Below are 16,740 nucleotides of genomic sequence, written 5' to 3' on the forward strand. Positions count from 1 at the left end.
TTTACAATGAGATATTAAATAAGAAGTAACAATCAATAGATACACTTTGGAAAAAATACAAATTGGTCTTTTTCCATTAATAGCCATAGAATGTCATTTCACCGAAGCTTAACGGTAGGCACCCGTGAAACGGCAAGTATTATTTGGTTTTTCTCATAAATTTGAAGCTGTAAAACAAGAGTGTTTACAACAATTAATATAAAACAAAGCTTTAGACATACAAAATAAGGGTATACACAACAAATATTTATTTAACAAGAAAAATACTACTTAATTTGTGGTCTTCAAATCTAAAAATTTAAACCTACTTAATATGATAAACAAGATGAATTATGTAAAGCGAGTGTCCTTTTTAGGAATCGCAGCCGTAACGTTGCTAGGAACTAGCTGCGTTAAAAACGAGTTTGCAGATCAGGAAGATATTGTAGACGCAATAGAAACGCCAACTTTAGATCCAAGCATCACGCCTATAGGAGAATTGGATATACCAGATGGCTTTGAATTTGAAACCTTTCGCAAGGTATCCCTAAATATAAATGATGCAAGCGATGGCGTGGTATTATACAAAGTTTTTGATAGTAATGGTAGTGAGCCAGAAGCGATAGAAGCCGCTTTAAACACGGGTGCAATCATTCAAGGAAACTATGCTGTAGAGTTGTCTATCCCATACACCCTTGACAACTTAACGCTTATGCGTATTGCAGAAAGTGGTACAAGTTACCATCAAGTAAGCATTGTAAATGGTATGGCAAGTTATAATCAATAAAATAGAATAATAAAAGATAAAAATATCAACTATGAACATAACAAATAAAAATAGAACAAACAGAATCTTTTTTCTGTTATTTCTGGGGATGCTTTTCAGTATGCCCGCACTACAGGCTCAGGATAACGATAATGATGGTACCCCAGATATTACGGATTTAGATGATGACAATGACGGTATTTTAGATACGGATGAATCTAATTTGGTCAATCTTGATTTTAGCGGTGTGGCCATAGCCAACCCTGTGGTTGGAAATTTATTTACAGGAAGGCAGCTCACCACAGATGCAGGGATATACCCTGGAGTAACTTTTAATTTGGATGTACTTGATGTCCAGGGATCCAATACAAGTGCTTTTGCGGAGGATATACTTGGTAATAATACAGGTGATCTAGCATTGGCGCGTCAGGTGGGTGAGATTACGTTACAATTAACATTCAGTGCGCCGATAAGTCTTGCGATAAATGAGGATAAAATAATAGGAGGTGATACAGGGGTTAGTGATGATTGGGAATTTTCCATTACTTCCGGAGCCTATCGTATTGATGATAGAGGAACATCGGACTTCACAGTAAATTCATCAACAGCGACCAATTTGAATACTTCTTTTCTAGGGGGTGATGATGATTGGGATATTTTCTTCGAAGGAATAACTTCTATAGTGATTACCTTCAAAAACGTTCCAAATATCAATAATAGATCGGTATTAAACTTAAATGCCCTTTTTACTGATACGGATAACGATGGCATCATCAACAGTTTGGATCTGGACAGTGACAACGATGGATGTTTTGATGCAGCTGAAGGTGTGGTAGATTCACAGGACAATAGCATCACTACATGCGCCTGTCCCTATGCCTCGGGAGTGGATTCGGACTCGGACGGCATAGACGATGTCTGCGATCAAGACGATGATAATGATGGAATTTCAGACCTTAATGAAACCTGTAACGGTTTCTTTTCGCAAAACGAAGATGGCGCTTGGAATGGTACCACAGCTGCTACTGCGGACTTTACGATGGCCGGTGCAGCACAAGCAACGTCTTTCTTCTTTAACGATGGTCAAATTGCATATAATCAAAACATTAATGGTGCCGAGCAACGTTATGCAGCAAGTGGAGATGTTACGTATAGTGTAACTTTCTCTCCAGGTGTACCTGCTAATGAAATAGCATTCCATATTATTGATATCGATCCTGTAACCAACGGTCAACCGGCTACAGCGGGTTATACCGTACAGGTAAATGGGGGGCAGCCCAATGGGATATTTGCCCCTTCATTCCAGACCAATATGGGCTATGATGCCATAGCTGGAATAGCACGAGTGGATACCAGTATAGACGATAATACGCTTTTAATCAAAGGGGTGTCAAATACCTTGGTAACAAATCTGACGATTACCGGCAATGACTTAGGGAGCGATTTTATCGCCTATTCTTTCTATGCCAAAGAAAACTGCGATTCGGACAACGATGGTACACAGGACAGATTGGATCTAGATCTTGCTGCGGGCAACGACAGTGACAACGATGGTGTGGATGATACGATTGATGAATTTCCCGGCGATGCTAACCGTGCATTTAGTAGTACTTTTCCAAATACAACGGACTGGGCATCGGTAGCTTTTGAAGATTTATGGCCTTTTATGGGCGATTATGACTTTAACGATCTTACGGTAGATTTCCGTATGCAGACGGTGACTAATGCACAGAACCAGGTGGTAGAATTAAACCTTATCATAGATAAGATTGCTGAAGGTGGTAGTTTTATGAATGCATTTGTATTGCGTTTGCCAGAAGTTGCATCGGCTGATATCTTGACAGTAAATGGAGCAAGATTAACAGAAGATGTATTTCTTATGATAGGTCCAAGTATTGAAGCCGATCAAACAGAAGCAGTGATTCCAATATTTGACAATTCAGAGGTGAACAATGGTGAAAGCTATACGGTGAGTATCCAATTCAGAACGCCATTAGCAAGTATCGGTACGGCACCTTTTGATCCTTTTATGGTAATAGACGGAGTACGAGCTAACGAGGTACACCTGCCAGGCTTTGGACCAACGGCACTCGGGAATAGTACGCCAACAGTAACGGGCAACAACCAAGATGCAGATGGCGACTACCAAAGTGAAACAGGATTACCATGGGCAATTATTACGCCTAAGCGTTTTACGAGACCTTTAGAAACAACGGCAGTAAACCAAGCCTACCTTTTCTTTAACAATTGGGCTACTTCGGGTGGCACACAAAATACCAATTGGTATGAGGATGTTCCAAGCAATAGAAACGAAAGCTTGTTAGAGCAAGAATAATAAGCGTAAGTACATAAATTTTTTTCATGAAGAAACCCTCGGTGATACGTTCATCGAGGGTTTTTATATATATTAAAATACTCAAAAGTATTTTAAATTGTAAGAATTTACCACTACAATTATATGGTTTAATACCACAAGAATGAGATACTACACAACAATATGTTTTAAGTGTAAATATATAAAACCATATTCGTAGTAAAATACATGTTAAAATATAATATAATGAATCTTAACAAGAGAAAGATAGCAACCTACCTCTATGGCTTACTGTTCATAGGTATGCTTTTTAGTATTCCAACAGCAGTGTATGCTCAGAATTCGGATGGTGATGCCTTGGCAGATGATACCGACCTGGACGATGATAACGATGGTATTTTAGACACAGATGAAAATGGCAATATATACCAGTATGTGAATTTAGCAAGTGCTACAACAGACCCATTTAATTCCACCAGTGCTAGTACAACAGGAATCATACTAGGAGATGCAACAGGTACTCTTACAATAAATGCAGTAGGAGGGGCGTCTATATTCGATTATAGAACTGGCCAAATGAATTTGAATCATAATGTCTACACGCCTCAGACTGCAGTACCTCAAGATGCTTTTTTTCCCAATGTAAATACAGCTAATTCTAATACAGCTTTTATTAATTATGTATTAACTTTTGATAGACCCGTTTATGAACTTACCATGAATATTGGAAGTATGGATAATACCATTTTACAGTTTTTAGGAAGTGGCCATACAGAAACAAAGTTGAGTGGAGGAACACAATTTATCCATGACCAATCGAGTCGTCGATTTTTCGATGCAGTCCCTTCTGACTTCAACAGCCCACCCCGCGATGGTTATGGTTCTATCTTAATTACCTCGCCCACAGGAGGACCTATTCAACAAGTTACTTTCCGTAGTATAGACCATCCAGGGTCTAGTAATAGTGGAGATGGATTTGGCATGACATTTCGTGCACATATTCCTTTAGATACAGACAACGATGGAATGATTAATAGTTTAGACATAGATAGTGACAACGATGGTTGTCCAGATGCTAGAGAAGGAGGAAGCTTGTTTTTAGCATCTCAGGTAAATGCCAGTGGTCGATTAATAAGTGCTGTAGATGGTTCTGGCCGTCCTACTTTAGCAGGAGCTGGTCAATCGGTTAACTTTTCTCAAAATTCGGGAGTAAATGCCTGTACAGATACTGATGGAGATGGATTAAGTGATCAGAAAGAAATAGCCACAGGTACAGATCCCTTTTTGCCTTGCGATCCTGTCCAGGCTTCTAATTATACAGGCTATAATGTTAGTAATAATACCTGGCGGTTAGCTGATTGTGATGGAGATGGTGTAATTAATGGTTCGGAAGCTAATTTTGGGACAAACCCATACAGCAATATAGATACCGATGGCGACGGAATTTCAGATGATCTAGAAATATTCAATGGAACAGATCTTAATGACCCTTGTGATCCAGTACAGGCGGTAGGTTATACCGGCTATGATGATACGAATAATACTTGGCGTTTTGCGGACTGCGACGGTGATGGGGTAAATAATGGAACGGAGCGATTTAATGGAACAGATCCTTACCGTAACATAGATACCGATGGGGATGGAATTAATGATGATCTGGAGGTAGCTAACGGAACCAATCGTTTGGACCCATGTAGTCCAGCCCAAGCTTCTAATTATACAGGCTATAATGTTAGTAATAATATCTGGCGGTTAGCTGATTGTGATGGAGATGGTGTAATCAATGGTTCGGAAGCTAATTTTGGAACAAACCCATATAGCAATATAGATACCGATGGCGACGGAATTCCAGATGATATGGAAGTATTCAATAGCACCGATCGTTTCTTGCCTTGTGATCCGGTGCAATCCGCAGGCTATACCGGCTATGATGCTGGCAATGCCACATGGGCGGCAGCGGACTGTGACAACGATGGAGTAAGCAATGGAGATGAAGCGACCAATAGTACCGACCCGTATGCTATTGCAGATACAGACGGTGATGGGCTTTCCGATGATTTGGAAATACATAATGGCACGGATGGTAATGACCCCTGTGATCCAGCCCAAGCTTCTAATTATACAGGCTATAATGTTAGTAATAATATCTGGCGGTTAGCTGATTGCGATGGAGATGGGGTAATCAATGGTTCGGAAGCTAATTTTGGAACAAACCCATACAGCAATATAGATACCGATGGCGACGGAATTCCAGATGATATGGAAGTATTCACTAGCACCGATCTTAATGACCCTTGTGATCCTGTACAGGCGGTAGGTTATACCGGCTATGATAATACGAATAACACTTGGCGTCTTGCGGACTGCGACGGTGACGGGGTAAACAATGGAACGGAGCAATTTAATGGTACCGAGCCTTACAGGAACATAGACACGGACGGAGATGGAGTTCCAGATGATTTTGAATTTCATACAGGAACAAATCTTAACGACCCTTGTGATCCAGCCCAAGCTTCTAATTATACAGGCTATAATGCTAGTAATAATACCTGGCGGGCAGCCGATTGCGATGGCGATGGTGTAATTAATGGTTCGGAAGCTAATTTTGGAACAAACCCATACAGCAATATAGATACCGATGGCGACGGAATTCCAGATGATCTAGAAATATTCAATAGCACCGATCGTTTCTTGCCTTGTGATCCGGTGCAATCCGCAGGCTATACCGGCTATGATGCTGGCAATGCTACATGGGCGGCAGCGGACTGTGACAACGATGGAGTAAGCAATGGAGATGAGGCGACCAATAGTACCGACCCGTATGCTATTGCAGATACAGACGGTGATGGGCTTTCCGATGATTTAGAAATACATAATGGGACGGACGGTAATGACCCCTGTGATCCTGTACAAGCAGCAGGCTATACAGGCTACGATGGCACAAATGCCATTTGGGCAGCGGCGGACTGTGATGGCGACGGTGCAAGCAATGGCGATGAAAATACTAATGGTACCGATCCGTATCAGGATTCGGGCGATGATGATGGAGACGGAATATCCAATGATAAAGAAACTTCAGATGGTACAGACGGACTCGATCCCTGTGACCCGATTCAGGCAGCTGGTTATGCCGGTTATGTGGGTAGCAATGCCATCTGGCAGGCAGCGGACTGCGACAACGATGGGGTTACCAATGGTAATGAAGATAGCAATGGTACCGATCCTTACAGTACAACAGATACCGATGGTGACGGACTCAGCGACGAACTGGAAGCCGCGGGAGCAGATGGTGATCCGTCTACGACAGCGGATAATACCGATGGTTCGGATCCTTGTGATCCGGCACAAGCTGTTGGTTATACGGGCTATGATGATACGAATAACACTTGGCGTCTTGCGGACTGCGACGGTGATGGGGTAAACAATGGAACGGAGCGATTTAATGGAACAGATCCTTACCGTAACATAGACACGGACGGAGATGGAGTTCCAGATGATTTTGAATTTCATACAGGAACAAATCTTAACGACCCTTGTGATCCAGCCCAAGCTTCTAATTATACAGGCTATAATGTTAGTAATAATATCTGGCGGGCAGCCGATTGCGATGGAGATGGTGTAATTAATGGTTCTGAAGCTAATTTTGGGACAAACCCATACAACAATATAGATACCGATGGCGACGGAATTCCAGATGATCTAGAAATATTCAATGGAACAGATTTAAACGATCCTTGTGATCCAGTACAAGCAGGGGGTTATGCCGGTTATGATAGCACAAATGCCATTTGGGCAGCTGCCGACTGTGATGGTGACGGTGTGAACAACGGTGACGAATTCACCAACGGTACCGATCCTTATGCGACAACGGATACGGACGGTGACGGACTCAGCGATGAACTCGAAGCCGCAGGTGCCGATGGCGATCCAAGTACAACAGGAGACAATACCGATTTAAACGATCCCTGTGATCCTGTACAAGTAGCAGGTTATACCGGTTATGATAGCACAAATGCTACATGGCAAGCTGCAGATTGTGATGGAGATGGTGTAAGCAATGGTGATGAATTTACAAACGGTACCGATCCTTATGCAACTACAGATACCGACGGTGATGGCCTAAGTGATGAACTTGAGGCATCCGGTGCCGATGGTGATCCAAGTACAACAGGCGATAATACAGATTTAAATGATCCCTGTGATCCAGTACAAGCCGCAGGCTATACAGGTTACGATGCAAGCAATACCATTTGGGCTGCTGCGGATTGTGATGCTGATGGGGTTACCAATGGTAATGAAGATAGCAATGGCACAGACCCTTATGCAACTACAGATACAGACGGTGATGGCTTAAGTGATGAGCTAGAAGCAGCCGGTGCAGATGGCGATCCAAGTACAACAGGCGATAATACTGATTTAAACGATCCATGTGATCCCGTACAAGCAGCAGGTTATACCGGTTATGATAGTACAAATGCTACATGGCAAGCTGCAGACTGTGATGGTGATGGGGTAAGCAATGGTGATGAATTTACAAATGGTACGGATCCTTATGCAACGACAGATACGGACGGTGATGGTTTAAGTGATGAATTTGAAGCAGCCGGTGCAGATGGTGATCCGTCTACAACAGCCGATAACACAGACAGTAATGATCCCTGTGATCCAATACAAACAGCAGGTTATACTGGTTATGATAGCAGCAATGCAATTTGGCAAGCTGGAGACTGTGACGGTGATGGCGTAAGCAATGGCGATGAATTCACCAATGGTACAGATCCTTATGCAACGACAGATACCGATGGTGACGGACTCAGTGATGAATTGGAAGCAGCCGGCGCAGATGGGGATCCAAGTACAACAGGAGACAATACAGACGGGAATGATCCATGTGATCCCGTACAAGCCGCAGGCTATACAGGTTACGATGCGAGCAATACCATTTGGGCTGCTGCGGACTGTGATGCTGATGGTGTTACCAATGGTAATGAAGATAGCAATGGCACCGATCCTTATGCCACCACAGATACTGATGGTGACGGTCTCAGTGATGAACTTGAGGCAGCTGGTGCAGATGGTGATCCAAGTACAACAGGCGATAATACTGATTTAAACGATCCCTGTGATCCAGTACAATCCGCAGGCTATACGGGTTATGATAGCAGCAATGCAATTTGGCAAGCTGGAGACTGTGATGGTGATGGGGTAAGCAATGGTTCTGAATTTACCAACGGAACAGATCCTTATGCAACTACAGATACCGACGGAGATGGTTTAAGTGATGAATTGGAAGCAGCAGGTGCCGATGGTGATCCATCCACAACAGGAGACAATACAGACGGACTTGATCCATGTTATCCCGTACAAGCAGCAGGTTATACTGGTTATGATAGCAGCAATGCGATCTGGCAAGCAGCAGACTGTGATGGTGATGGAGTAAGCAATGGCGATGAAGATACCAATGGAACTGATCCTTATGCAACTACAGATAAGGACGGCGATGGTTTAAGTGATGAATTGGAAGCAGCCGGTGCAGATGGTGATCCAAGCACAACAGGCGATAATACGGATGCAAACGATCCCTGTGATCCCGTACAAACAGCAGGTTATACTGGCTATGATAGCACAAATACAATCTGGCAAGCCGCAGACTGTGATGGTGATGGGGTAAGCAATGGCGATGAATTTACCAATGGTACAGATCCATATGCGACTACAGATATGGATGGTGATGGTTTAAGTGATGAGCTTGAGGCAGCTGGTGCAGACGGCGATCCATCAACAACAGGAGACAATACCGATTTAAACGATCCATGTGATCCCGTACAAGCTGCAGGCTACACAGGTTATGATAGCACAAATGCTACATGGCAAGCTGCAGACTGTGATGGTGATGGGGTAAGCAATGGTGATGAATTTACCAATGGTACAGACCCTTATGGAACTACAGATACGGACGGAGATGGTTTAAGTGATGAATTGGAAGCCGCTGGTGCAGATGGTGATCCAAGCACAACAGGCGATAATACCGATTTAAACGATCCCTGTGATCCCGTACAAGCTGCAGGCTATACGGGTTATGATAGTATAAATGCTACATGGCAGTCAGCCGACTGTGATGGAGATGGCGTTACTAATGGTGATGAATTTACCAACGGAACAGATCCTTATGCAAGCACAGATACGGACGGCGATGGCTTAAGTGATGAATTGGAAGCAGCTGGTGCAGATGGTGATCCAAGTACAACAGGCGATAATACGGATGCAAACGATCCCTGTGATCCAGTACAAGCCGCAGGCTATACGGGTTATGATAGCAGCAATGCTACATGGCAAGCAGCCGACTGTGATGGAGATGGTGTAAGCAATGGTTCTGAATTTACCAATGGTACAGATCCATATGCAAGCACAGATACGGACGGAGATGGTTTAAGTGATGAATTGGAAGCAGCCGGTGCCGATGGCGATCCAAGTACAACAGGAGACAATACAGATTTAAATGATCCCTGTGATCCATTACAAACAGCAGGCTATACCGGTTATGATAGCACAAATGCTACATGGCAAGCCGCAGACTGTGATGCTGATGACGTTACTAATGGCGATGAATTTACCAATGGAACTGATCCTTATGCAACGACAGATACGGACGGTGATGGTTTAAGTGATGAATTGGAAGCAGCCGGTGCAGACGGTGATCCAAGTACAACAGGCGATAATACAGACGGACTTGATCCCTGTGATCCAGTACAAGCCGCAGGCTATACGGGTTATGATAGCACAAATGCGATCTGGCAAGCCGCAGACTGTGATGCTGATGGTGTTACCAATGGCGATGAATTTACCAATGGAACTGATCCTTATGCAACGACAGATACGGATGGCGATGGTTTAAGTGATGAACTGGAAGCCGCCGGTGCAGATGGCGATCCAAGTACAACAGGCGATAATACTGATTTAAACGATCCCTGTGATCCAGTACAAGCAGCAGGTTATACGAGTTATGATAGTACAAATGCTACATGGCAAGCCGCAGATTGTGATGGAGATGGGGTAAGCAATGGTGATGAATTTACCAATGGTACAGACCCTTATGCAACTACAGATACGGACGGAGATGGCTTAAGTGATGAGCTAGAAGCAGCCGGTGCAGATGGTGATCCTTCCACAACTGGAGACAATACCGATTTAAACGATCCCTGTGATCCAGTACAAGCTGCAGGCTATACGGGTTATGATAGCAGCAATGCAATCTGGCAAGTAGCGGACTGTGACGGTGATGAGGTAACAAACGGAAATGAATTTACCAATGGAACTGATCCTTATGCAACGACAGATACGGATGGTGATGGTTTAAGTGATGAACTAGAAGCAGCTGGTGCAGATGGCGATCCAAGTACAACAGGAGACAATACAGATTTAAATGATCCATGTGATCCCGTACAAGCAGCAGGTTATACCGGCTATGATAGTACAAATGCTATATGGCAAGCCGCAGACTGTGATGGAGATGGCGTGAGTAACGAGGATGAGTTGACTAATGGTACCGATCCTTACGGAGGGAATATCGACAGTGATGGCGATGGTATCTTGGATGATATGGAGGTAGCTGATGGTACAGACGAAAATGATCCCTGTGATCCAGTACAAGCTGTTGGTTATACTGGTTATGATAGCAGCAATGCAATCTGGCAAGCCGCAGACTGTGATGGTGATGGGGTGAGCAATGGTGATGAATTTACCAACGGAACAGACCCATATGAAGGCACTATTGACAGTGATGGTGACGGTATTACAAACGACAACGAAACCAACGATGGTACAGACGGACTTGATCCCTGTGATCCCGTACAAGCTGCAGGTTATACTGGTTATGATAGCACAAATGCTACATGGCAAACAGCAGACTGTGATGGTGATGGCGTGAGTAATGGCGATGAAGATACCAATGGAACTGATCCTTATGCAACTACAGATACGGATGGCGATGGTTTAAGTGATGAATTGGAAGCAGCCGGTGCAGATGGTGATCCAAGCACAATAGGCGATAATACCGATTTAAACAATCCATGTGATCCCTTACAAACAGTAGGCTATACGGGTTATGATAGCAGCAATGCGATCTGGCAAGCAGCGGACTGTGATGCTGATGGCGTGAGTAATGGTTCTGAATTTACCAATGGTACAGATCCTTATGCCACCACAGATACAGACGGTGATGGCTTAAGTGATGAGCTAGAAGCAGCTGGTGCAGATGGTGATCCAAGTACAACAGGCGATAATACCGATTTAAACGATCCATGTGATCCAGTACAAACAGCAGGCTATACAGGCTATGATAACACAAATCCTACATGGCAAGCAGCCGACTGTGATGGTGATGGGGTAAGCAATGGTGATGAATTTACCAATGGTACAGATCCTTATGCCACTACAGATACAGACGGTGATGGCTTAAGTGATGAGCTAGAAGCAGCTGGTGCAGATGGCGATCCAAGTACAACAGGAGATAATACAGACGGACTTGATCCCTGTGATCCAGTACAAGCAGCAGGCTATACCGGTTATGATAGCACAAATGCTACATGGCAAGCAGCCGACTGTGATGGAGATGGCGTGAGTAATGGTGATGAATTTACCAATGGAACTGATCCTTATGCAAGCACAGATACCGACGGTGATGGCTTAAGTGATGAACTTGAGGCAGCAGGTGCAGACGGCGATCCAAGTACAACAGGCGATAATACAGACGGACTTGATCCCTGTGATCCAGTACAAACAGCAGGCTATACCGGTTATGATAGCACAAATGCTACATGGCAAGCTGCAGACTGTGACGGTGATGGGGTAAGCAATGGTGATGAATTTACCAATGGTACAGATCCATATGCCACCACAGATACAGACGGTGATGGTTTAAGTGATGAGCTAGAAGCAGCTGGTGCAGATGGTGATCCAAGTACAACAGGAGACAATACCGATTTAAACGATCCCTGTGATCCCGTACAAACAGCAGGCTATACGGGTTATGATAGCAGCAATGCGATCTGGCAAGCAGCAGACTGTGATGGTGATGGGGTAAGCAATGGCGATGAATTTACCAATGGTACGGATCCATATGCCACCACAGATACGGACGGAGATGGCTTAAGTGATGAATTGGAAGCAACCGGTGCAGATGGTGATCCGTCTACGACAGCGGATAATACGGATGCAAACGACCCTTGTGATCCCGTACAAGCCGCAGGCTATACCGGTTATGATAGCAGCAATGCGATCTGGCAAGTAGCGGACTGTGACGGTGATGGGGTAACAAACGGAAATGAATTTACCAATGGAACCGATCCTTATGCCACTACAGATACGGACGGTGATGGTTTAAGTGATGAATTGGAAGCAGCCGGTGCAGATGGTGATCCAAGTACAACAGGAGACAATACAGATTTAAATGATCCATGTGATCCCGTACAAGCAGCAGGTTATACCGGTTATGATAGCACAAATGCTACATGGCAAACTGCAGACTGTGATAATGATGGGGTAAGCAATGGTAATGAATTTAGTAATGGCACGGATCCTTATGCAACGACAGATACCGATGGTGATGGTTTAAGTGATGAACTAGAAACTGCAGGTCCCGATGGCGATCCAAGCAGAACAGGTGATAATACTGAAGAGAATGATCCCTGTGATCCAAGTCAAGCAGCAGGTTATACCGGCTATGAAAGCACAAATGTGATCTGGCAAGCTGCAGACTGTGACGGTGATGGAGTGAGCAACGGTAATGAATTTACCAATGGTACCGATCCTTATGGCGGAAATACGGATAGCGATGGCGATGGTGTTTCTGATGATCAAGAAAATAATAATGGTACTGATCCAAATAGTCCATGTGACCCAGTACAAACAGCAGGTTATATCAGTTATGATAGCACAAATGCAATCTGGCAAGCTGCAGACTGTGATGGCGATGGGCTTAGTAATGGTGATGAATTTACCAATGGTACAGACCCTTATGGCGGTAATACGGATAGTGATGGTGATGGTATTTCTGATGATCAAGAAACCAACGATGCAACTGATGTTAATGATCCTTGTGATCCCGTACAAGCTGCAGATTATACGGGTTATGATAGTAGTAACCCCATCTGGGAAGCTGCCGACTGTGATGGTGATGGGGTAAGCAATGGAGAGGAAGGATTAAATGGTACCGATCCTTATAACAACCCAGGTGACAGTGATGGTGATGGCATATCGGATGATCAGGAAATACAGGATGGTACCGACCCTAATAGCCCTTGTGACCCAGCAAAAGACGCTGACTATACCGATTTTGATAGCAATAACGCTATTTGGAGCGTAGCAGATTGTGACGGAGATGGCATTGCCAATGGCGAAGAATTTACCTTGGGAACAAATCCTTATGCAATTGATACGGACGGTGATGGTATTAGTGATGGTCAAGAACAATTGGATAATACAAATGCATTAGATACTTGTGATTCAATTGGAGGAACTCCAGCAGCAGGATCAAGTTGTGGAATTCAGGTTGTAAATGACATGATAGATTCAACTATTGGAATGACCAATTTTGTGATTGAAGGCATTGATTTATATCCAGAAAACACGGTACAAATCTTCAATCGATGGGGTGTACAGGTGTATGAAATCATTGGCTACAATAATGAAGACCGTTCGTTTACAGGTATTTCAGAAGGCCGAAGTACGATCTCTAAACAAGAACGTTTGCCTTCTGGTATTTACTACTATATCATTCGATACAAGGATGGCGATAGAGTAAGAACAGTAAATGGCTACCTGTACGTAAATCAATAAAAAAGACAAAAAGAAAAATCATGAGAAAAATCATAATAGCCTTATTAGGTATCATAAGTTACTTTCAGGCTTTTGCCCAGCAAGATGCGCAGTATACGCAATACATGTATAATACCATAATTATTAATCCTGCATATACTGGTTCTCGAGATGTTTTGAGTCTCTCTGGTTTACACCGAGCCCAATGGGTAGGTTTAGACGGCGCTCCAGTTAGTAGCACATTTAGTGCCCACAGTCCAGTTTCTAAACGGATAGGTCTTGGCGTATCTGTTTTAAATGATGAAATAGGAAATGGTACAGTACAAGAAACCTACTTTGATGCAGTAGCCTCGTATACAATTCCGGTTTCCGATCAAGGGAAGCTATCATTTGGATTAAAAGCAGGCGGACAATTTTTTAATCTAGACTTTAGCAGGCTTCAAAATTTTTCACCTGGAGTTACGGGAAGCCCACCGAATATTGATAATCGTTTTTCCCCCAATTTTGGTGTAGGGCTTTATTACTATTCAGATCGATTTTATACAGGTCTTTCCGTTCCAAATTTGCTAGAGACAGAACATTTTGAAAACAATGATGGCTCATCAAGTTTTGTAACCCAAGAGCGTTTGAATTACTATTTGATCACAGGTTATGTTTTTGATCTAAACCCCAATTTAAAGTTTAAGCCAGCGGGCTTGGTAAAATCTGTTTCAGGGGCACCGTTACAAGTAGATGTTTCGGCTAATTTTCTGTTTCAAGAAACCTTTTCTTTAGGCATAGCCTATCGTTGGAGTGCAGCAGTAAGTGCATTGATGGGTTTTCAGGTAACCGATCAGATTATGCTTGGAGTATCCTATGATTCTGAGATTACCGATTTAGGCGCTACCACTTTTAATGACGGATCTTTTGAACTCTTTTTACGATTTGATTTTTTAACAAACTACAAACGAGTGGTGACCCCACGCTTTTTCTAAAAAAATACTATTATGTTACATTACACTAGAAATATACTTTGCTGCTTACTTATTTTCTCCAGCCTATGTTTGGCACAAAGCGGCACCAAAAGAGCCAATTCGTTGTATGAAGATCTTGCCTATGTAGAGGCCGTAGATATGTATCAAAAGCTTATAAAGAAGGGCTATACAAGCCAAGAGATTTATGGTAATATTGGTGATTCGTATTATAAGAATGCCAATTATACAGCAGCCTGTGAGTGGTATGCTAAATTGATGGAAGTAGAAGGGATGGATAAGGATACCTACTATGTCTATAAATATGCTCAGGCTTTAAAATCTGCGGATAGGTATGAAGATTCTAACCTATGGATGAATAAATTAAAGGCCATATCTGCTGATGACATCAGATTGAAGCACTATGAAGAAGATACCGATTATTTAAAAAATATTTTATCGAATACAGGGAATTATACAATAGATAAGTTGCCTTATAATACAGAGCACTCCGATTTTGCCCCTACCTTTTATAAGGAGAAGCTAGTATTTTCATCAGCCAGAAAGAGAGGTATGTTTGTAAAACTATCCCATACATGGAATAAAGAACCTTTTTTAGATTTGTATCAGGTAGATTCATCAGCACAAAGTTTGGTGAGGAAGTTCAATAAAAAGATCAATAGAAAGACACATGAAAGTTCTGCAAGCTTTACAAAAGATGGGAACACGATGTATTTTACACGAAACAACTCCAAGAAAGGGAAATTTAAGCGGGATAAGGATGGTTATAGCCGATTAAAAGTTTTCAAGGCAACATTTAAAGAAGGGAAATGGACAGAAGCAGTAGCCTTGCCCTTTAATAATGATTTGTATTCAGTTGCCCACCCTTGTTTGAGCAGTGATGAGAAGCAACTGTACTTTACTTCAGATATGCCAGGAGGCTATGGAGAGTCAGATCTTTATGTGGTGGATATTTTATCTAATGGTCAGTATAGCGAGCCAAGAAATTTAGGCAGTAAAATTAATACAGAATCACGGGAAACCTTTCCATTTGTATCAGCATCGAACCAGCTTTATTTTGCTTCAGATGGGCACCCTGGACTAGGAGGTTTGGATATTTTTGAAATGGATTTAGAAAAACCAAATGCTACAGCAAAAAATTTAGGAGCGCCTATTAATAGTTCAGAAGACGATTTTTCATTGATCTATAACAATCTTGCGAATGAAGGCTATTTTTCATCAAACCGTAAGGGAGGTCAAGGCTCTGATGATATTTATATGTTTAGAAAGACAGTAAAAGAAGAACAAGAAATAGTGGAAGAAGAGGAAGAGGAAGAAAGTATAGCAGCTGTTACACCAGTTGAAGAAGAACTTCCTGTAGTAGAACTACCTTCTTTGGAGGAACTTAATGACCAACTTTCTTCGGTGTATTTTGATTTCGATAGCCATCAGCTAAAAACACAGGAGACAAGCAAATTAGAAACCTTGGTGCAAATGCTTAAGAAGCATAGCAATATGGTCGTAGCGGTTCAAGGACATACCGATTCTAGAGGAAGCCAGCAATACAATCTAAAACTTTCCAAACAAAGAACAGCACAGGTAGTGGCTTATCTAGTAAAAGAAGGAATCGGTCAAGAACGTATAAAATCAGTGGGTTTAGGAGAATCTCAAATACAAAATGAGTGTGCCGATAGCAGCCATTGTTCAAAAAATGAACATGCTTTAAACCGTAGAGTCGAATTCAATGTACAATGGTAAAAGATGGCACTATAGCCTAAGCAGAATACCTATTGAAAGTGTTTGTACTTAAAAAATGTGCCCGCTAAGAAATACTTTTTTGATAAACTTATGGACAATCAATATGCCATAATGTAATTTAATAAAAAGTCCTAAATAGGTACTTTGATATCATTTTA

The 16,740-nt window shown here is 42.6% G+C and carries 5 protein-coding genes; all 5 read left to right on the forward strand.

What is annotated here, in order from left to right; translation table 11 throughout:
• Window positions 1-313 precede the first annotated feature (313 nt).
• Window positions 314-766 carry a hypothetical protein gene (locus ACZ451_RS07335; RefSeq protein WP_464216465.1) on the forward strand — a complete coding sequence of 151 codons (453 nt, stop codon included), beginning with the start codon at window positions 314-316 and terminating at the stop codon, window positions 764-766.
• Between the two features lie 31 nt (window positions 767-797).
• Window positions 798-3,080, forward strand: coding sequence for an LruC domain-containing protein (locus ACZ451_RS07340; RefSeq protein WP_464216466.1), 2,283 nt, complete (start codon window positions 798-800; stop codon window positions 3,078-3,080).
• Window positions 3,081-3,305: 225 nt separating this feature from the next.
• The gene (locus ACZ451_RS07345) at window positions 3,306-13,895 is read left to right on the forward strand and encodes a gliding motility-associated C-terminal domain-containing protein (protein WP_464216467.1); all 10,590 of its coding nucleotides are present in this window, start codon (window positions 3,306-3,308) and stop codon (window positions 13,893-13,895) included.
• Window positions 13,896-13,915: 20 nt separating this feature from the next.
• Window positions 13,916-14,848: a PorP/SprF family type IX secretion system membrane protein gene (locus tag ACZ451_RS07350; protein ID WP_464216468.1), complete on the forward strand. Its 933-nt coding sequence runs from the start codon at window positions 13,916-13,918 to the stop codon at window positions 14,846-14,848.
• A 12-nt stretch (window positions 14,849-14,860) separates the two neighbouring features.
• Window positions 14,861-16,582, forward strand: a complete 1,722-nt coding sequence (locus ACZ451_RS07355; protein ID WP_464216469.1) for an OmpA family protein — start codon at window positions 14,861-14,863, stop codon at window positions 16,580-16,582.
• The last annotated feature ends 158 nt before the right edge of the window (window positions 16,583-16,740 follow it).

The organism is Allocellulophaga tsushimaensis (assembly GCF_055383085.1).

What these genes read in the sequence shown, in the direction of transcription:
- ACZ451_RS07335 (WP_464216465.1), top strand. Translation starts at nt 314, where the DNA reads ATGATAAACAAGATGAATTATGTAAAGCGAGTGTCCTTTTTAGGAATC.
- ACZ451_RS07340 (WP_464216466.1), top strand. Translation starts at nt 798, where the DNA reads ATGAACATAACAAATAAAAATAGAACAAACAGAATCTTTTTTCTGTTA.
- ACZ451_RS07345 (WP_464216467.1), top strand. Translation starts at nt 3,306, where the DNA reads ATGAATCTTAACAAGAGAAAGATAGCAACCTACCTCTATGGCTTACTG.
- ACZ451_RS07350 (WP_464216468.1), top strand. Translation starts at nt 13,916, where the DNA reads ATGAGAAAAATCATAATAGCCTTATTAGGTATCATAAGTTACTTTCAG.
- ACZ451_RS07355 (WP_464216469.1), top strand. Translation starts at nt 14,861, where the DNA reads ATGTTACATTACACTAGAAATATACTTTGCTGCTTACTTATTTTCTCC.